Here is a 17,917-nt window from a genome sequence, read left to right on the forward strand (position 1 = left end):
GTCAGCCGCCCGGCTTGATATAGGGGATCGGTGCAAGCAACCTGCGCTCTGCCCCGCGCGGATCGTTCTCCACGCGCACCTTCCGGTCGAAGATCATCGTCGCCCGTTCCTCCAGCGTAAAGCGCGGCCAGTGCGGCAAAGCGCCGCCATTGGGATCGCCACTCCGCGCCAGCCGGATAAAGGCCTCGGCCATTTCCCCTGCCACCTTCGCGGCATCCGGCGTGTTGCCGGTGCGCGCGGCTGGCAAGTGCGTGTTGGCAAAGACCAGCCCAATATCCAGCGTGTGAAATGCTCCCAGCACCCCGCCTGCTTCGGGCGATGGATAATCGAGCTGGTACATCCACGTCGGCCCGTCCTGCCGCGCCCGCGCTTCGGCCTGAACCAGATGTCCCGGCCATGACCGCGCGGCGGTGGACATGGCCAGCAGCAGTTGGCCCGCCGATCGTTTGGGATAGAGTGCGCGATACTGCGCCACCAACCATGCTGGGTCCACATCCTTGACGATCTGCTGCGCCACCCTCGCTTCCAGATTGCCCCAATCGGTATCGCCCGCCTTCAGGGCCGAAGCGAGCCAATAGCCCGTCTCGTCATGCGTATTGCCGATGATTAGCGGGATGTGCGCCGCCTCGGCTGGCGCATCGGGATGGAAAGGATGGCGCTTCAGCGCGCAATGATCCAGCGTCGATGCAAAGCTGATCTCCCCTTTGCCCTCAATCGGATCGCGCGCGCCCATCGCCTCGACCAGCCGCTCCATCGACATCTCGCAAAACGTGGCAAAGCTTGTTGCCCCCGCCGCCGCCATCCATGCAGCGGCGCGGCGGCGCGCGTTCATCGGCCCAATGGCGGTTACATGCTGGCCGCTCATCGTCGCAGCCGAATGAAACAGCGGTCGCGCCTCTTCCATCGCCATCAGCGACACCACCTTGGCCCCGCCGCCCGATTGGCCAAAGATCATCACCCTGCCCGGATCGCCCCCGAACGCTGCGATATTGTCCTGCACCCACCGCAAAGCCATACAGATATCGAGATTGCCGACATTGCCCGATTCCTCAGGCCCGCCCACTCCTGCGAAATAGCCGTAACCGAACCCCGCCAACCGGTGGTTCAGCGTCAGCACCACCACATCGCCCCGCCGCACCAGATTGCCGCCATCGTATAGCGGATCAGACCCGGAACCGTGCGCGTGCGCTCCGCCGTGCAGATAGACCATCACCGGGCGGCGGGCACCGTCCAGCGCCGGTGTCCAGACATTGAGGAGCAGGCAATCCTCGCTGATCGGCTCTTCCGCGTGGGTTTGCGGCGCAGCCGGGCCATAGGCTGTCGCCGGGGCAACATCCCGCCATGCTTCGGGCAACGCCGCACGGGCAAAGCGGGTCGCCTGCGTGTCCGCACCATAGCGAACGCCGCGAAACACCAGCACGCCATCCTCACGCAGGCCCCGCACCCGGCCATGCCGCGTCAGCGCTATGGGGTCTGCGCTGGTCACGCCATCAAGCCTGCTGCGCCAGACAATCCAGGCACAAGCGGCGCACCGCATCCAGTGCGGGGTTGGGATTGCCGCGCTTCCACGCCATGAACAGTTCCACCGGCGCTTCGGGTGTCGTCACCAGCCGCCGGAACCTCACGGCATCGGGGTGCAGGTCCACGGCCGAACGCGGCACGATGGCCGCCGCTACGCCCGCACGCACCAGCCCCAGCATAGAATGGATCTGCGTGACGTGCTGCACCACCACCGGGCTGAGCGCCGCTTCATCGAAAAAGCGCATCAGCATGTCGTGGAAATACCCCGCGCCTTTCCGCGAATACATCACCAGCGGCACATCGTGCAGATCGGCCAGCGTCAGCTCTTCCTTGTCCTCGCGCGGATCGCCATCGGGCAAGGCAACCACCAGCGGCTCGGACAGTGCCAGCGCCGTCTCGAACTCGCTGCGCACGATGGGCGGGCGCATGAACGCGATGTCCACCAGCCCGGTCAGCAATGCCTCGGTCTGATCGCGCGAAACCATTTCGTGCAATTCAAGATCGATGTTCGGCAGCGCCGTGCGCGCCTGCGCCACGATGCCCGGCACCAGCGAATAGCCCGATACGGCAGTGAACCCGATGGAAACCTTGCCCGCATCGCCCCGCGCCACACGCCGGGCGGCCAGCGCCGCGTTCTCTGCCAGCCGCACGATCCGCTGCGCTTCGATCAGGAACACCCGCCCCGCAGGCGTCAGCGCCACATTGCGGCTGGTCCGCTCCAGCAGGGTCACGTCCAGAATGCGCTCAAGCAGTTGTATCTGCCGGCTGAGCGGCGATTGCGTCATGTTAAGACGCTTCGCCGCCCTGCCGAAGTGGAGTTCCTCGGCAGCGGCGACGAAGCAACGGAGCTGGCTCAATTCGAACATCATCTCCGCATTAGCCCATTTACGCTGCCCCGACGAGAGAGCCTGCCGAAACCTTCTCCACCAGCGCACGCAGTTCGGCGTGTTCGGCCTCGGTCAGATCGGTCAGCGGCGAACGCACCGGCCCCACATCGCGCCCGATCACGCGGCACCCTGCCTTCACGATCGACACCGCATAGCCCCGCCCGCAATTGCGCAGCGTGATATAGGGCAGCACGAAATCGCGCAGTTGCTTCTGCACTTCGGCATGGTTCCCGGCGCGCACCGCGTTATAGAACGCCAGCGCCCATTCCGGCATGAAGTTGAAGATCGCAGACGAATAGGTCGTCACCCCCATCGTCAGATAGGGCGTGGCAAATGTCTCAGCCGTGGGCAGCCCGCCGATATAGGTCAGCCGGTCGCCCATGCGGTTATAGATGCGCTGCATCAGTTCGATATCGCCCACCCCGTCCTTGTAGCCGACAAGGTTAGGATTGCGCTCGCACAGACCTTCCAGCGTATCGTCGTCCAGAATAGCGTTGTCGCGGTTATAGACGATCACACCCAGCCCCGTTGACTGGCACACCGCCTCGACATGCGCAGCAAGGCCTTCCTGCTTCGCCCCCACAAGGTAGGGCGGCAGCAGCAGAATGCCATCAGCCCCGGCCTTTTCCGCACCCCGCGCGATGCCAGTGGCAATGGCCGTGCCATATCCGCAGCCCGAAATCACCGGCACACCGGCTTTACGCACCTCCACGGCGGCGCGCACCACATCGACCACTTCTTCCGGCGTCAGCGAGAAGAATTCGCCCGTGCCGCCAGCGGCAAACAGGCCTGAAAGATCGTGGCGCAGCATCCAGTCGCAATGGTCCTGAAACGCGGAGATATTGACCGCACCGTCATCGGCAAACGGCGTTACGGGGAATGACAGCAGGCCTTCGCCAAGCCGGCGTGCCATTGTGACGGGGTCCATTCGAAGCTCCTCTCCACTGCGTCAAAGCGCAGACTTTCGGCTGCCCCGGAATTAGGCCGCGCGCCGCTTCGGGTCCAAACCAAACGCGCGATGGACCAATGCACGGATTGGCTAGATCGACCGTACCAAGCCCCGCGCAGCCCGTCCGAATGCGTCAAACAACGTATGCTCAAGGGGCGGGAACCATCCGACAACGCTGCACTGCAGCAAATGCACCAAAGCCGCGCTGCCTTGGGGACTCATCGATGCCGTTCGATCCTGCGCTTCCCGTCAGCAAGCGCGATCTGCTCGCCCTGATCGGCAAGGCGGGCGGGGCATCGGCCATGTACCTTGCAATGACCAGCCTCGGTCAGGCGCAGGCCTCCCCGTTCAAGGGCGTGCCCGGCCTTGAAGGTGGATCAAAGGGCGCATCGGTGCTGATCCTCGGCGCCGGGCTGGCTGGCCTGACCGCTGCCTACGAACTGCGCCGCGCCGGATATGCAGTGCAAGTGCTTGAATACAATGATCGCGTTGGCGGCCGATCATGGACGCTGCGCGGCGGTGATCGCTTCACCGAACTCGGCGGCGCAACGCAGACCTGCGCATTTTCGCCCGGCAACTACATCAACCCCGGTCCGTGGCGCATTCCGCACAATCACTACGCGATCATGCACTACTGCCATGAACTCGGCGTCGCGCTCGAACCGTTCATCCAGTTGAACTACAACGCCTATGTCCATTCCACGAAGGCGTTCGGCGGCGCACCCCAGCGCTATAGGCATATTCAAGCAGACTTCCTCGGCCACGTCAGCGAATTGATGGCCAAGGCCGTAAAGAAGGACGCGCTGGCCGATACGGTAACCAAGGAAGACGGCGAAATCCTGCTCGAAGCGCTCCGCGATCTGGGGGCGCTCGACAAGGATTACCGCTATGTCGCAGGTAAACCCTCCAGCGAACGAAGAGGCTGGACGAAGGGGCCGGGCGGCGGCCTTTCAGCAGAACCCATCGCCTCCCAGCCGCTGACCTTTGAAGCCGTCCTGCAATCGGGCCTGTGGAACCACATTTCCGACAGCATGGGGTCCACCCACCACACCGCGATTTTTCAACCCGTGGGCGGCATGGACATGATCCCCCGCGCCTTTGCCAAACAGGTGGGCGATGCCGTCCGCTTCAACGCCAAGGTCACGCAGATCACGCAGGGCGAAACCGGCGTCACCGCCGCCTATGTCGATACCAAGACCGGCGCAAAGGCCACCGCCCGCGCCGACTGGTGCATCTGCACGATCCCCCTCTCGATCCTCAGCCAGATCGACATGAATGTGGGGCCAGACATGGCCGCCGCCATCGGCGCAGTGCCCTATGAAGCCTCGCTCAAAGTCGGCCTGGAATTCAAGCGCCGCTTCTGGGAACAGGACGAACAGATCTACGGCGGCATCACGATGACCGATCTGCCCATCGGCCAGATCAGCTATCCCAGCAGCCGCTATGGCTCACCCGGCCCCGCCACGCTGCTCGGTGCCTATGGCTTCGGCGCGTTCGCCTATGAATTCACCTCGCTACCTCCAGCAGAGCGCGTGGCCCGTGCGGTCGAATGGGGCAGCCGCATCCACCCGCAATATAGCCAAGAGTTCGTCAGCGGCGTGGCCGTGGGCTGGCACCGTGTGCCGTGGACGCAGGGCTGCTTCGGCAACTGGAGCGATGAAGCCCGCGCCGAGCATTACAAGAACCTGTGCCAGATCGACGGGCGCATCATGCTGGCGGGCGAACACGCATCCTACATCCCCGCTTGGCAGGAAGGCGCGATCACATCGGCACTCGATGCCATCGGGCGGCTGCACCAGCGCGTCATGGCTGGATAAGAAAGGAGCCGCGATGAAGTTCCAGTCGAGCATCCTGCACGTAGCCGCCGCTCTGGCATTCGCCAACATCGGCGCCGTGGCAATCGCCCAGTCGGCGGCAGAAGCATCAGGCCCCGCCAAATCCATCCTGCTACAATCCGGCGATGCCGATGGCGCTTTCATCAACGCCCGCCAGTTCAGCGAACCCGACGGTGAACGACTTTACCGCCGCGTCTGCGCCGGATGCCACATGCCCGATGCCAAGGGGGCGCAGGGCGCTGGCATTTATCCCGCGCTGGCCGCAAACGCGAACCTCGCTTCAGGCGATTATGCCGTGGTCGTAGTCATGAAAGGCCTGCACGGAATGCCCGGCGTGGGCCGCATGATGTCTGATGATCAGGTGGCCGATGTGGTCAACTACGTCCGCACCCATTTCGGCAACAGATATCGTGATAAGGTCACCCCAGCGCAGGTCAAATCCGTGCGTTGACCGCAGACCACCGTTACAGCCTTGACTTGCCCGCCCTTCCCCTCCTAGGGCGCGCACCGAAATGCGGGGCCGTGCCTCGCCCATCCATCCGCTACGCCGAGTCCTGTCGAAGGGCGTTTTTGGATCCACCCTGGCAGGGTGGAGGAGTGTATTCATGGCCAACGTAACCGTGATTGGTGCCCAGTGGGGCGATGAAGGCAAGGGCAAGATCGTCGATTGGCTGGCCAGCCGCGCCGATGCTGTCGTCCGCTTTCAGGGCGGCCACAACGCCGGGCACACGCTCGTCGTGGGCGAACAGGTCTACAAGCTGTCGCTGCTGCCTTCGGGCATCGTCACCGGCACGCTTTCGATCATTGGTAACGGCGTGGTGCTCGATCCTTGGGCGCTCAAGGCAGAGATTGAAAAGCTCACCGGTCAGGGCGTTGAAATCAACGCTGAAAACTTCGCCATTGCAGACAATTGCCCGCTGATCCTGCCGCTCCACCGCGATCTTGATGGTCTGCGTGAACAGGCCGCCGGCGCGGGCAAGATCGGAACCACCGGGCGCGGCATTGGCCCCGCTTATGAGGACAAGGTTGGCCGCCGCGCCATCCGCGTTTGCGATCTGGCACATCTCGATGCGCTCGATTCGCAGCTTGACCGTCTTTGCGCGCATCACGATGCGCTGCGAGCAGGTTTCGGCCAGCCCCCGGTCGATCGTGCTGCCCTGATTGAGGAACTGCGTGAAATCGCGCCTTACGTGCTGCAATTCGCGCAGCCCGTGTGGAAACGATTGAACACCGTGCGCAAGGCTGGCGCGCGCATCCTGTTCGAAGGCGCGCAGGGCGTGCTGCTCGATGTCGATCACGGCACTTATCCGTTCGTCACCTCGTCGAACACCGTTTCGGGCACCGCAGCTTCCGGTTCGGGCCTCGGCCCCAATTCTACCGGATTCGTGCTGGGTATCGTCAAGGCCTATACCACGCGCGTCGGCTCCGGCCCCTTCCCGACCGAGCTTGAGGACGAAACCGGCCAACGCCTGGGCGAACGCGGCCATGAATTTGGCACCGTTACCGGGCGCAAGCGCCGCTGCGGCTGGTTCGATGCGGTGCTGGTGCGCCAGTCCTGCGCCATTTCCGGCGTGACCGGCATCGCGCTGACCAAGCTTGATGTGCTCGATGGCTTTGAAAAGGTGAAGATCTGCACCGGCTATCGCCTGCGCGGAAAGGTGCTGGACTACTATCCCAGCCACGCCGCCGATCAGGCAGAGGTCGAACCGATCTACGAAGAGATGGACGGTTGGGACGGCACTACCGCAGGCGCGCGTTCGTGGGCCGATCTGCCCGCGCAGGCGATCAAGTATATCCAGCGCGTGCAGGAACTTATCGAAACGCCGGTGGCGCTGGTTTCCACCAGCCCGGAACGCGAAGACACGATCCTCGTGCGCGATCCTTTCATCGACTGATGATCGTTAGAGGGCGGCGGTGCCGCCCTCTCCGGCAATGTCGGCAATACGCTGCAACAGCGCATCGGCCCCTCTGGCGTAGGGGTCGAACCGTAATTCCGTGCCATCGTCGAATGTCACCACGAACATGCCGCCCATGCTCCGTTTCAGGCGCGTGATACTGGCGATTGGCCGTTGCACCGTTGCGCCGCCGTTGCTGCGAAACTGCATGATCCCACCGCGCCACATCGTTTCAGCCCGGCCGATCCGCCACATTTGCCAGAGACAAATCGCTGCGCCGACGGCGAAGGCGCCAACCATCCACCAGAGCACCTTCATCTGATCCGCCGCATCAGCCCGCGCCGATCCGATGAACAGCCCTACGTAAGCCATCAGACCCGCCAGCCCGGTGGCCAGCAAAAGTGCGGTCCAGTGCATCGGACCGGGGCGCAGTTGCCCCCAGCCTACCCTCTGCTTCTGGCGCGGAACGCACAGCCGACCAATGCCCGCCGCTGCAACCGTAGCGGCGGCACCGGACAGGATTGGTCCCCAGAAATTCAGCGTATCGAATGCCATTTCGGCACATTGCCATGTTCGAGTTGCCATTCCCTTGCCGACGCTTGCCGGTATGGTGAAAAGATGCGCCGCCATCTCATACTGCTCGTGCTTGGCATTTTCGGTGTTGCAGCCATTTGCGGACTGTTCCCCGGTTCGCTCCATTCTGCCAACGCCAGCGGGATCGGGGCCAGCGCGGTCCAGGCCGAAGATGCAGCCGCAATCCGTGTGGAAAAGGCAGCGCGCCGCCTGCTGCTGCTCGATGCGACAGGCGTTGTGTTGCGCCGGTTTGACGGCATCCAGCTTGGCGATGCGCCGCAAGGACACAAGCGGTTCGAAGGCGATGAACGGACGCCCGAAGGTCGCTACGTGATCGACCACGGCAACCCGCAAAGCGCCTATCATCTGTCGCTGCACATTTCCTATCCCAACGCGGCGGATAAGGACTTTGCCGAATCGCAGGGAAAGTCTCCGGGCGGGCAGATATTCATCCACGGACAACCGAACTGGATCAAAATCGGCCGTGTTCCCGGCGATTGGACAGATGGCTGCATCGCTTTATCAAATGAAGAAATCGAAGAATTATGGTCACTTGTGGGTGATGGAACCCCCATCGAGATCGTATCTTGATCCAAAATCGAGATAACGGGTCTTGACCTGATCTACGTTTGTTCCACACCTGTTCACATACGTAGAGATGCTAAGGAACAGGGCAATGGCACAGGCAGTGGCACCGTTCGAATACGCCGCCAGCACAGATCGGGCCAGCACAGATCGGGCCAGCACGGAACAGGGATGGCCGAACATGGCTGGTGGAGATGACACTTCGTTGCTCCGAACGTTCGCGCCGCTCGCCGTCACGATCTTTGCCGACCGCGCATGGCTGCGCAGCGAAATGGCCGAAGATGCCGCCGCCGCCGGGCTTCGCGTAGCCCGTACCACCGATCTGGCAACGATTGCTGCCGGGATTGATGATGCGCCTCTGGGCGATCTGGTTCTGGTCGATTGCCCAGTGCTGGAAGGCGCGGAAATGGCCGCCCTTGCCCGTCTGGATCAGCGGGTTGCCAATGGCGGGGCACAGATGGTCGTATCTACCAGCATGGGTTCGCTTGATGATGTGTTCGGCTGCCTCGATCAGTCCGCCGCGCAGATTCTCGTAAGCCCCAGCCGCGCGGATCGCGTGATGGCGCTGGGTCAGGTATTGTGCAGGCAGGGTTCGCGCGTTCGCGAACTGTCGGATATTGATCGCATGTCACTGCTGCGGCTTACCCAGCAAGTTTCCGAAATCGCCCATAAACTCGAAGCGCTGTCAGGCAGTCCGCTTGATGAAGGAAACGCTGATCGCGTTGGCGCTTCGGCTTTTTCGTTCGATGGCAGCAACGCCCGCGATCCCGCCACGCAGCGCCTTGTGCAATCATCTGCGCGCCCAGCCCGCCCTTCCCTTCCCGATCCGCGCCTTGTCCGCAAGATCATCCGCCAGCGCCAATTACGTTCACGCTTTTTCGAAGGGGAACTCTTCGGAGATCCCGCGTGGGACATGCTGCTCGATCTCACCGCCGCGCGGGCAGAGCATAAGCGCGTCTCCGTCACCTCGCTGTGCATCGCATCGGGCGTGCCGCCCACCACTGCGCTGCGCTGGATCAGCCAGATGACCGGTGCGGGCCTGTTCTGCCGGGCAGAGGATGCGACCGACCGTCGCCGCGCTTTCATCACTCTTTCAGACACGGCAACCGAAGCGATGGCCCGCTATTTCGGAGAAGTCGGCAGCGATCTTCTGGCGCTGTGAATCGTGCGTTTCCGAAGTGCACCTAGATGCACCTAGCTGCACCTAAGCGCATCTGACCGACCTCGAACGCCACCTGCATGGCGCTGAAAGGGCGCACAAATCCACCGGTTTTGCGCCCCGGCAGCGCGCCATACCGTGCGTGTTGCTCCGACAAGTGATTCCTGCCGTGTGCGGTTGGACTTCGCCAACATCTGCGCGTGCTACCTCGCTACCATCGCCTGCAAATCCAGCAAAGGCAGGCCCCATGACCGAAGCCCCCACCCGCGTCCGCTCTTTCATCGATCTTGCCGCCTTCGCCGCCCGATCAGACCTCCTCGCCGCCAGCGGTGACGGGGCCTGGGAAGCAAACCGGCAGGCGCTTTCGCTGCCCGCCGGTCCCGTCGGCGTTGCCGTAATGCGCCTTTCCGGTCAGGGCTCTCAAGCGGCACTGGCGGCTGACGAGTTCGTGATCGTGCTGGACGGTGCGTTGACCTTGCACCAAAACACTGATATCATTGATGTTCCAGCGCGGCATAGTGTGGTGATCCCCGCTAGCCTACCCTTTTCGTGGACCGCGCGAACGGCGACCACGGTCATCGTCATGCGCTGCGCCAGCGGTCCTGCAGGCGCAGATCGCCTTGTCCCAATCGATGAAGCCGCGGCGCTAACTCCCTCAAACCCGCCGCTGGCTGATCTGCTGGTAGGGCCAACGCCATCGTGCCGGAACTTCACCGATTACCGCTCCGCCAATGGCGAATTCGTCTGCGGCACGTGGGATTCCACGCCCTACACGCGCGTGGCCATGCCCTATCGTCATTATGAACTGATGCACCTGACACAGGGCGCGGTTACGTTCGTCGACGGGGCGGGGCGGAAAGCAACCTATTGTGAAGGCGATGTTTTCCTTGTGGAACAAGGTGCGGAATGTTCGTGGGAAAGCACGGTGCAGGTCAAGAAAGTTTACGCGATCTACCGCCCGGCGTAGTTTCCGCATTTCGGGGCGCAATCTTGAACACGCCGCGCAGCTTTGCCAGCGCGGCGGCATCACTGTCTTTCGGGCTGATCCGCGCGAAGAAATCGTCATTAGCATCATAGAGATAGACATCGCTAGTATGCTCTATCTGCAGGGCACCGCCCGGCATCGTGGCGCGGCGAACGAATATCCCTGCATTATCCGCCACTTGCGCCACGACTTCCGCGTTACCGGTAAGCGCGATCACCCCACCCCCCACGTGATCGACGAACTGGCGCAAGCGTTCAGGCGTGTCGCGCTGCGGATCGAGCGTGATCATTACGATCCGCACAGCTTCATCGCCCTGCCCACTCGCCTTGCGCAACCGCACCATCCGAGCCAGCGTATCGGCACTGCCATCAGCACAATCGGTGCAACCATACCAAATCAGATAAGGCCTGCCTTTAAGCATGGCGCGATCAAACACCGTGTTCCACGGCGTGACCAGTTGATAGCGCCCATCGGCATCGACGCGCGATTGCTGCTGTTCGGGCTGGCCGCTGCCCCCGGTTAGCATCAGAAACGTTGCGGCCAAACCGATCAGAAGGCCCGGCACGGCAATGCCGGGCAACATGGCCCGTGCCACGCCCAACCACGAACTGCCTGAAAATCCACCCTTGTTCCCGCCCATGACGGATCGGTATCATCATGCCGCCATGACGTCAGCGATTTTATTGTTGCTGAGCGGGGGTTTTTGCGACGGGAGAAGACGAATCTAGGCGGTTTGCAGCATTCGCCGGCGTCGCGCTTGTTGTCTTTGCCGCTGGAACGCCTTCATTTGTCTTGGCCGGCGCTGACAAGTCATCCAGCATCTTGCGCGCCGCTTCTGCCTGCCCCCCGCCGTGTGGCGAGAACGCCACCGGGATCAGGTGGGCCTTTGCCATATCGCGTTTTCCGATTGCGGCGTAATGACTCCCCAAAGTCAGATGCAGGCCTTCATCGAAGGGCGCAATTTCCGACGCTTTTTCGAGACCCTGCACCGCCAGATCGGAGGGGCGAGCGCCGCGTTCAATGAAGTTTCGGTAGAAATACATCAGCGGCAGGGGATGATCGTTTTCCAGCGCATTCAGGGCAATGAATGCGCTGTTGGCAGCGCGAAAGTCTTTGGCAAGGTTGGATTTTGTGGCCAAGGCGAACAGCGCCAGGCCCTTTTGAACATGGGCATCGACTTCAGCGGGATTCACCGCCAGCGCGGCATCGGCTGCATCAACGGCTGCCTCTTCGTTTCCGGAATCGTGTTCAGCCTCGGCCAGCGCGGCCATCACTGCCGGGTCTTTGGGATAGCGCGCCGCGACGGCGCGCATTTCTAGCACGAGCGCCTTTGCCTCTTCCTCGTCCACCCCGCGATTCTGGCGGATCCGCAGCGGCATGGCCGCCGCTTCACCCTCGCGCAGATCCCGTACAGAGACCGGGCCGACCTTCAGGCCCGCAGCCTGAATCGTGTAGGTGGAAAAAGTACGCTTTCGGGCATAGGCATCAAGCACGCGGTCAAAGGAAGCAAGATCACCAAAGGCCTCCTTTGCCGCATCGACTGATGGCTTACCCGCCACAAGACCCGCATAGTAGCGGTTGAGCTTTCCGGCGTGCGCCGGGTCCATCGAAAGTGCGTGGTACAGCAACCAGCTACGCCCATAGAACGCATCGTATTGCGTGCGCTTCTTTGCATCGTAGACCGCCGGGTCCATCAATTCGGGCAAGGTGACATCGACGGCATAGACGTTTTCGAGCAGGCGCCCCAGATTGGGCCGACCGATGCTGATCGAGCCATCGCGAAGAAAGCTGGCGGAAGCGAAGTATTCGGCCATGCCTTCATTCGCCCAGCGTGGCAGCGGAAACCGGGTGCTGCTCATTATGAAGTGGTGCGCATATTCGTGCAGCAACGTATTAAGCGATTCATCTGAGTCCGATGAGCGCCCCGCCGTGATATCGGGAACGATCGCAAGCGTTCCGCCTGCGCGCGGGATGTAGAAGCCGCTGAGATAGCGCGAGGCGTTCTTGTCGCCATAAAGCTTGCGGACTTTGTCGACGCTGCCGACTGAATAGACCGTGACGCGGTTCGACGGACTTGGCGTGGCCATTTCCTGACGCGTAAGATATTCGAGCGCAGAATGATATCGTTCAAGATTTTGCGCAAAGGCGCGCAAAACACTTTCAGATGCATCAGCATAGATGACGAAATGCGTAGTCGAAGCTTCACGCCATGTCGCATGGGCAGAACCGGACGCCAAAAGCGAAGAGGCTGCAAGAACCAGCTTGCAGCCGTACTTTCCCAAATCCGACCACTTCATTCGATCATGCCCCCGATCTGGAAGAGCATGGTCGAATATTGCCTGTCGATTGGCAAGCACAACTCACTGTATTGTGATCAAAATCACTCCGCTTCCGTCAACCGATAGGTCAGCACCGCCGTGCCATTGGCGGGGATGGTAGCGGCCCAAATGTCGCGACCATCCTTGCGGGTGAGTTTTGCGCCGACGGGCTTTAACTGCGTTTCGGGGTTGCGCGCGATGCGCGCTTCGAAGCTGACCGGCACGGGCCGCGCGTTGCTGGCGGTGAGGCGCACGGTGCGAGTGCGGCCCTTGCGGTCCAGTTCCTCCATCGTGGTGGTGACCTGTGTGGACGGAGACAGCAGGATTTCCACGTCTTCACCCACGGCACGGTCCTGCAATCCGCCCTCGCCCGCCAGCAGCATGGCATCGCCGGATGCTTCGAAAACCGTTACCGGGCCGCCGGGGAGCGGCAAGCCGAGGCCTTCTTCCTTGCGGTTGCGGGTGCGCAGCATCTGGCGGACCGGCTCGTTACTGTCTTCCCAGATTTCTGCGCGATAGAGCGCGTCGATCTTCACACGCGGCTTCTGCGCCAGCGCGACCTGCTTTTGCGCATTGGCGGCAACGGTGACCGGCACGGGGACGCGGTAGAGCTTCAGGTCGCCCAGCCCTTCCTGCTGGACGGTGATGGGCGCGTTCATAGCCGCCCCTTTACGCGCCTGCGCGGTGACAACGATATCGGCGCTTTCCATCATCATGGCGGGCGCTGGAGCCATAAGTGGCGGTGGCGGGGGTGGCGGTGGTGGTGGCGGAAGTGATGACAGCACGCAGCGCAGTTCCAGATCACCGCCCGAAGGCATCTGGCCGCGTTCGGTATCTTCGCGGTTCACCTCGCCCGCGATCACGGCGGTTTCGGCATCGGCAAAGCTGGTGGAATCGCTGCTGGCGAGTGTGACCCATGCGGCAAGGTCCGCCGTGCGACCATCGGGGTTCATGTGGATCACATAGTTCGATTGCCAGTCAAAACCCCATGCGAGGTAGGACAGCGAGAGCGTGACCTTTTGCGGGGTGGCGCTTTCAGTCTCTATCGAAAGCGTGGGGCGGGCCGACAAGTCCTTTGGCGCTTCGGCATAGAGAATTTCATCGTCCAGCCCGCCGCAATTGGCCACTTCGAACCCGGCGGCGGTTTGCAGGATCGCTGCGCCATCGGGGCCGGAGCGGATCACGGCGCGTTCTTCGCGAATGCCGCCGTTGCCCGGCAGCGTGCGGCGCAAGGTTACTGGCCTTCCAAACATCCGCGCATATAGGCTGCGGGGGGACAGCAGATCCGCGTCGAGGTTCTTTTCGCGCACGCCCGAAGGCAGGCCGGTGACGATGGCGCTTTCGGGGAAAAGGCCTGCGGCCACGCCTTCAAAGCGGATCGTGGACTTGCCTGCGGGCACTTCGACCGTGCGTTTCTCGGTGACGAGCGCGTAGCCTTCCAGCCAGTCCAATTCCATCGCACGGTCGCTGGCGCGATGCGGCGCACGATAGACGCTGACCGAGACGCTTTCTGGCGCGGGCGACGTGACGATGCCCTGCCCCAGCGCGGGGGCGCTGACGCATAGCAGCAGCGCGGAAAGTAGTGCGCGGCGCACCGGGCAGCTCAATAACGGGTGTCGAACTGGACGGTGAGCGTAGTCTCACCATTGGCGGGGACGGGCACCTGCCACACACGCTCATCAGCAGAGCGCTGTTCGCCCTTGATCGTCTCGCTGGGAACGCGGGTATCGTGCCACCAGTTGTCCAGCCCACCCTGCACCACTTCGACGGTGACGGGCGTAGCCTTGGCGTTGGTGACCTTGTAGGTCATCGTGGTGCGCCAGAAGACCTTTTCGGTTTCGACGGTGACTTCGGTCGGAGCCTTGCCGGGCGTGCTCACGCGATAGCGGACGCTGCGCTCCCATTCGCCGCTGTCGATGCGATCACGCTTTTCCAGCATGGGCTGGACTTTTACGTCGAACGCCTCGCCGGTTTTCAGTGCGAGGGCGGAACCCATCGGGGTGTGATCAATGCCGTTTTCGCCAATGAACTGCGGCTGGCCGCGTGCATCGCGCATGTATACGCGCACGGTGCCTGCGGGCAGCGCATCGCCCAGCCCCGCCTCACGCGCGGTGAAGAAACGCAGCACCGTGTCGGCGCTTTGCGGTTCGGTCTGGTTCTGCAACCAGCCGTTGCGGAAGTGGTAGGCCTTGGTCGCGGGCGCGCCAGCGACATCGAGGAAGCTGACCTGCTTTTGCTGGGCATTGGCCACGGTGGTGCGGCCAGCGATTGGATAGACGTAAAAGTCGCCAAGGCTTTCGCGGTTGGCGGTCTGCGTACCGGGGCGGTTGCCGGGCATGACCGGGCGCTGCGGGCGGTAGTTCTGATTGTAGCCGTTGTTGTCCTGACCCACCGCGCCGGCAACGAGCAGAACCTTGGCCTGACCGAACGTGGTGCCGCTGTTGTTGTTCAGCGTGATCCAGCCCTGCACATCGATCTTGCCCGCTGCTTCATCGAACAGGGCGACGTAATCCGCCTTCCAGCCAAAGCCGCGCGAAAGATAGCTGAGCGAAACGGGGCGGCTGCCGGGCGTGGTTGTATCGAGCGTGACCGAGAGCGTGGGCCGTGCGCGCAGGCCAGCGGGCAGGCTGGGGAAGATCACCCGCGCGCCGTACTGGTTCAGCACTTCGATCCTGTCGCCAATGCGGACCACGGTGCCGCCATTGTTGGCAAGGATCGTCGCACTTTCGCGCGCTTCGGCACCGGTGGCGGGATTGGTGCGGACGACGGTGACGGTCTGGCCGACCGCCTTGTCCATCAGCTTTTCGGGCGTGAGCAGATCGTAATCGAAGTTCTGTTCGACGATGCCGGTGCCGCCTGCGTTAAGCGTAACCGTTTCGGGCCGGATTGCGGCGGATACATCGGGAAATTCCTGCCGGGTGCGACCGGTGGGGAGGCTCATCTGGCGCACGTCCTGCACCAGCGCAAGATCGTTGTTATAGATGGTCAGCGAGACATCGCCCTGCGCCGATGCGGGTGCGGATTGGGCATTTGCAAGCGTGGGCAGCGTTGCCGCCGCGATTACTAGAACCTTGCGCATGTATACCCCTCCGTCGTTTCCCACTGGCTAGACTTTCCGTGACCGCAGATCAACGCAAGCTGAACGGTGGTTGCGGACTCGCGCGCGGCGCCTAAAGGTAAGCCTATGGCCGAACACACTTCCATGCTTCGTGATGGGTTTCTCCTTCTGGGCTTTGCGCTGATCTTCGTGCTGCTGTTCCGGCGGCTGGGTCTGGGTGCGACGTTGGGTTATCTCGTGGCTGGCGCGGTGGTGGGGCCACAAGTGCTGGGCATGGTGGGCGATGCCGAACAGAAACTGGGCATTGCGGAACTGGGCATCACTCTGCTGCTGTTTCTTGTCGGGCTGGAACTGAACCCGGCGCGGCTGTGGCGGATGAAGCGCGATATTCTGGGGCTTGGCCTGCTGCAGGTGGTATTCTGCGGGCTTGCGGTGACGGCTGTGATCGGCGTGTTCACCGAGTTCAGTTGGGAAGCGGCGCTGGCTTTGGGCCTTCCGCTGGCGCTTTCATCCACAGCGCAGGTGCTGCCGATGCTGCAATCATCGGGCCGATTGCGCACGCCGTTTGGCGAGCGCGCCTTTGCCATGCTGTTGTTTCAGGATCTTTCGATCATCCCGCTGATCACGATCATCAGCGCGATGAGCCGCAATCCTGCCGATGCCGGAGGGCCTCCGGGTTGGCTGCTGGCGCTCTACACTGTCGGCGCGCTGGCCGGGCTGATCGCGGCAGGGCGATTTGTGATCCGCCCGCTGTTCCGCCTGATCGGCAATCTGGGCGAGCGCGAGATGTTCGTCGTGGCGGCGCTGTTCACCGTCATGGCATCGGCGGCGGTGATGGAACTGCTGGGCCTTTCGACCGCGTTGGGCGCGTTCGTTGCAGGCGTGATGCTTGCCGACAGCCCCTATCGGCATGAGCTGGAGGCCGATGTCGAACCGTTCCGTTCGATCCTGCTCGGCCTGTTCTTCCTCGCTGTGGGGATGATGCTGAACCTGACGGCGATTGCCGAGCGACCGCTGTTCGTGGCCGGCATGGCGCTCGCGCTGATCACGGTGAAAGCGGCGGTGATATTTGGCATTGGCATGGCATTCGGCATGGCGTGGCGCGGGGCGATGGCGCTGGGGCTGCTGTTGAGCCAAGGCGGCGAATTCGGCTTCGTACTGTTTGCGCAGGCGCAGAACGCGCTGCTGATCGCGCCCGATGCGGCCAGCCTGTTTGGCGCGGTGGTAACGCTTTCGATGGCCACAACGCCGTTCTTAATGATGGCCACCGCTCGCTTCCGGCGCGAGGCGGAAGCTGCGCCGGGCGAGCGCGAAGGTCCGCAGCCCGATGGCGCAAACGCGGTGGTGGTGGGCTTTGGCCGCTTTGGCCAGAGCGTGACGCAGATGCTGCTCGCCTCCAACATCCCCGTCACGATGGTCGATACCGATATCGAGATGATCGATGTGGCGGCGGGTTTCGGGGCCAAGGTCTATTTTGGAGACGGGACGCGGCTGGATCTGTTGCGACAGGCGGGTGCGGGCGATGCAGAGATGATCTTCTTCTGCATGGACGGCGATCAGGCAACGCCCGATTTTGTGGAAGCGGTGCACGAAGCGTTCCCGCGTGCGGCGATCTATGTTCGCGCGTTCGACCGGCGCGCCGTGATCGGCCTGCGCGATGCGCCTGTGAACGCAGTGGTGCGCGAAGTGATGGAATCGGCGGTGAAGATGGCCCGAATCGCGCTGGCCGACGCTGGCCTTTCAGCAGAAGCGGTGGCCCGCAGCGAGGACATGTTCCGCGCCAACGACAAGGAGCGGCTAAAACTGCAGATCGAAGCGGGCGACATTCGCGTGGCGCGCGACCGGATCATCACCACGCCGCAGCTATCCGAGGGATAATACACCTGCAAGGTTGACTGACTCGACTTTCCGCGCAATAGCGCACCCGCCGGGGCGCTTAGCTCAGTTGGTAGAGCATCTCGTTTACACGTCGAGTGTGCTGAGCCCTAAAAACCACCAAAATTAAGTCGATCCTGCGTTTCTTAGCGAAGACGGTCGGGACTATGTCGGGAGGTGGGACAAGTACGAACCCGCTGGCGCGGGAGTGGCGCTTGTTTTGAGGCTTGGCAAGTGATCGGCGGCCTGAGCCTAAGTTGAGGTCTGGGCCAAGTAG

15 protein-coding genes are annotated in these 17,917 nt (G+C 62.6%); 7 read left to right on the forward strand and 8 right to left on the reverse strand.

Translation table 11 applies throughout. The features are described from left to right. Position 1: 1 nt before the first annotated feature. Genes HGI47_RS09845 through kdgD form a run of 3 tightly spaced genes read right to left on the reverse strand, consistent with a single transcriptional unit; the run spans position 2 to position 3,336 of the window. Positions 2-1,486: a carboxylesterase/lipase family protein gene (locus tag HGI47_RS09845; protein WP_370521680.1), complete on the reverse strand. Its 1,485-nt coding sequence runs from the start codon at positions 1,484-1,486 to the stop codon at positions 2-4. Positions 1,487-1,490: 4 nt separating this feature from the next. Further along, complete coding sequence (locus HGI47_RS09850) at positions 1,491-2,387, reverse strand: LysR substrate-binding domain-containing protein (RefSeq protein WP_168852618.1); 897 nt, start codon at positions 2,385-2,387, stop codon at positions 1,491-1,493. A 19-nt stretch (positions 2,388-2,406) separates the two neighbouring features. Then, positions 2,407-3,336, reverse strand: a complete 930-nt coding sequence (kdgD, locus tag HGI47_RS09855; protein ID WP_168852573.1) for a 5-dehydro-4-deoxyglucarate dehydratase — start codon at positions 3,334-3,336, stop codon at positions 2,407-2,409. A gap of 245 nt (positions 3,337-3,581) precedes the next feature. Between kdgD and HGI47_RS09860 the strand changes: the two genes are divergently transcribed. The 3 genes from HGI47_RS09860 (at position 3,582) to HGI47_RS09870 (ending at position 7,087) form a co-directional block, all read left to right on the forward strand. Beyond that, on the forward strand, positions 3,582-5,174 hold the full coding sequence (locus HGI47_RS09860) for an NAD(P)/FAD-dependent oxidoreductase (RefSeq protein ID WP_168852575.1): 1,593 nt from the start codon (positions 3,582-3,584) through the stop codon (positions 5,172-5,174). 13 nt (positions 5,175-5,187) lie between these two features. Continuing rightward, the gene (locus tag HGI47_RS09865; RefSeq protein ID WP_168852576.1) at positions 5,188-5,643 is read left to right on the forward strand and encodes a cytochrome c; all 456 of its coding nucleotides are present in this window, start codon (positions 5,188-5,190) and stop codon (positions 5,641-5,643) included. A gap of 154 nt (positions 5,644-5,797) precedes the next feature. Next, a complete protein-coding gene (locus HGI47_RS09870) occupies positions 5,798-7,087 on the forward strand; it encodes an adenylosuccinate synthase (protein WP_168852578.1) in 1,290 nt (429 codons plus the stop codon). A gap of 6 nt (positions 7,088-7,093) precedes the next feature. Here the strand turns inward: HGI47_RS09870 and HGI47_RS09875 are convergent, their stop codons facing one another. Beyond that, positions 7,094-7,717 carry a hypothetical protein gene (locus HGI47_RS09875; protein WP_206066100.1) on the reverse strand — a complete coding sequence of 208 codons (624 nt, stop codon included), beginning with the start codon at positions 7,715-7,717 and terminating at the stop codon, positions 7,094-7,096. On the opposite strand from HGI47_RS09875, the gene HGI47_RS09880 reads away from it, so the two are divergent. The 3 genes from HGI47_RS09880 to HGI47_RS09890 all read left to right on the forward strand — a co-directional run bounded on the left by HGI47_RS09880 (position 7,706) and on the right by HGI47_RS09890 (position 10,371). Continuing rightward, a complete protein-coding gene (locus HGI47_RS09880; RefSeq protein ID WP_168852582.1) occupies positions 7,706-8,251 on the forward strand; it encodes a murein L,D-transpeptidase family protein in 546 nt (181 codons plus the stop codon). The genes HGI47_RS09875 and HGI47_RS09880 overlap by 12 nt on opposite strands. 85 nt (positions 8,252-8,336) lie before the next feature. Continuing rightward, positions 8,337-9,407, forward strand: coding sequence for a MarR family transcriptional regulator (locus HGI47_RS09885; protein ID WP_370521681.1), 1,071 nt, complete (start codon positions 8,337-8,339; stop codon positions 9,405-9,407). Positions 9,408-9,651: 244 nt separating this feature from the next. Beyond that, positions 9,652-10,371: a cupin domain-containing protein gene (locus tag HGI47_RS09890; RefSeq protein ID WP_168852583.1), complete on the forward strand. Its 720-nt coding sequence runs from the start codon at positions 9,652-9,654 to the stop codon at positions 10,369-10,371. On the opposite strand, the gene HGI47_RS09895 is transcribed toward HGI47_RS09890, so the two are convergent. The 4 genes from HGI47_RS09895 to HGI47_RS09910 form a co-directional block, all read right to left on the reverse strand. Next, a complete protein-coding gene (locus HGI47_RS09895) occupies positions 10,337-11,029 on the reverse strand; it encodes an SCO family protein (RefSeq protein ID WP_168852585.1) in 693 nt (230 codons plus the stop codon). The genes HGI47_RS09890 and HGI47_RS09895 overlap by 35 nt on opposite strands. Before the next feature lie 40 nt (positions 11,030-11,069). Further along, positions 11,070-12,686 (reverse strand): hypothetical protein, encoded by a 1,617-nt coding sequence (locus tag HGI47_RS09900; protein ID WP_168852587.1) that lies wholly within the window; start codon positions 12,684-12,686, stop codon positions 11,070-11,072. Between the two features lie 83 nt (positions 12,687-12,769). Beyond that, a complete protein-coding gene (locus HGI47_RS09905) occupies positions 12,770-14,302 on the reverse strand; it encodes a hypothetical protein (RefSeq protein ID WP_168852588.1) in 1,533 nt (510 codons plus the stop codon). Positions 14,303-14,310: 8 nt separating this feature from the next. Further along, positions 14,311-15,786: a DUF4139 domain-containing protein gene (locus tag HGI47_RS09910; RefSeq protein WP_168852590.1), complete on the reverse strand. Its 1,476-nt coding sequence runs from the start codon at positions 15,784-15,786 to the stop codon at positions 14,311-14,313. A gap of 105 nt (positions 15,787-15,891) precedes the next feature. Between HGI47_RS09910 and HGI47_RS09915 the strand changes: the two genes are divergently transcribed. Next, positions 15,892-17,643, forward strand: a complete 1,752-nt coding sequence (locus HGI47_RS09915) for a cation:proton antiporter (protein WP_168852592.1) — start codon at positions 15,892-15,894, stop codon at positions 17,641-17,643. Positions 17,644-17,917: the final 274 nt, after the last annotated feature.

Source organism: Novosphingobium sp. ERN07 (assembly GCF_012641335.1).
Taxonomy (GTDB): Bacteria; Pseudomonadota; Alphaproteobacteria; order Sphingomonadales; family Sphingomonadaceae; genus Novosphingobium.

Coding starts and splice junctions, on each gene's coding strand:
- HGI47_RS09850 (WP_168852618.1), bottom strand. CDS start 2,387: ATGTTCGAATTGAGCCAGCTCCGTTGCTTCGTCGCCGCTGCCGAGGAA.
- kdgD (WP_168852573.1), bottom strand. CDS start 3,336: ATGGACCCCGTCACAATGGCACGCCGGCTTGGCGAAGGCCTGCTGTCA.
- HGI47_RS09860 (WP_168852575.1), top strand. CDS start 3,582: ATGCCGTTCGATCCTGCGCTTCCCGTCAGCAAGCGCGATCTGCTCGCC.
- HGI47_RS09865 (WP_168852576.1), top strand. CDS start 5,188: ATGAAGTTCCAGTCGAGCATCCTGCACGTAGCCGCCGCTCTGGCATTC.
- HGI47_RS09870 (WP_168852578.1), top strand. CDS start 5,798: ATGGCCAACGTAACCGTGATTGGTGCCCAGTGGGGCGATGAAGGCAAG.
- HGI47_RS09880 (WP_168852582.1), top strand. CDS start 7,706: ATGCGCCGCCATCTCATACTGCTCGTGCTTGGCATTTTCGGTGTTGCA.
- HGI47_RS09875 (WP_206066100.1), bottom strand. CDS start 7,717: ATGGCGGCGCATCTTTTCACCATACCGGCAAGCGTCGGCAAGGGAATG.
- HGI47_RS09885 (WP_370521681.1), top strand. CDS start 8,337: ATGGCACAGGCAGTGGCACCGTTCGAATACGCCGCCAGCACAGATCGG.
- HGI47_RS09890 (WP_168852583.1), top strand. CDS start 9,652: ATGACCGAAGCCCCCACCCGCGTCCGCTCTTTCATCGATCTTGCCGCC.
- HGI47_RS09895 (WP_168852585.1), bottom strand. CDS start 11,029: ATGGGCGGGAACAAGGGTGGATTTTCAGGCAGTTCGTGGTTGGGCGTG.
- HGI47_RS09900 (WP_168852587.1), bottom strand. CDS start 12,686: ATGAAGTGGTCGGATTTGGGAAAGTACGGCTGCAAGCTGGTTCTTGCA.
- HGI47_RS09910 (WP_168852590.1), bottom strand. CDS start 15,786: ATGCGCAAGGTTCTAGTAATCGCGGCGGCAACGCTGCCCACGCTTGCA.
- HGI47_RS09915 (WP_168852592.1), top strand. CDS start 15,892: ATGGCCGAACACACTTCCATGCTTCGTGATGGGTTTCTCCTTCTGGGC.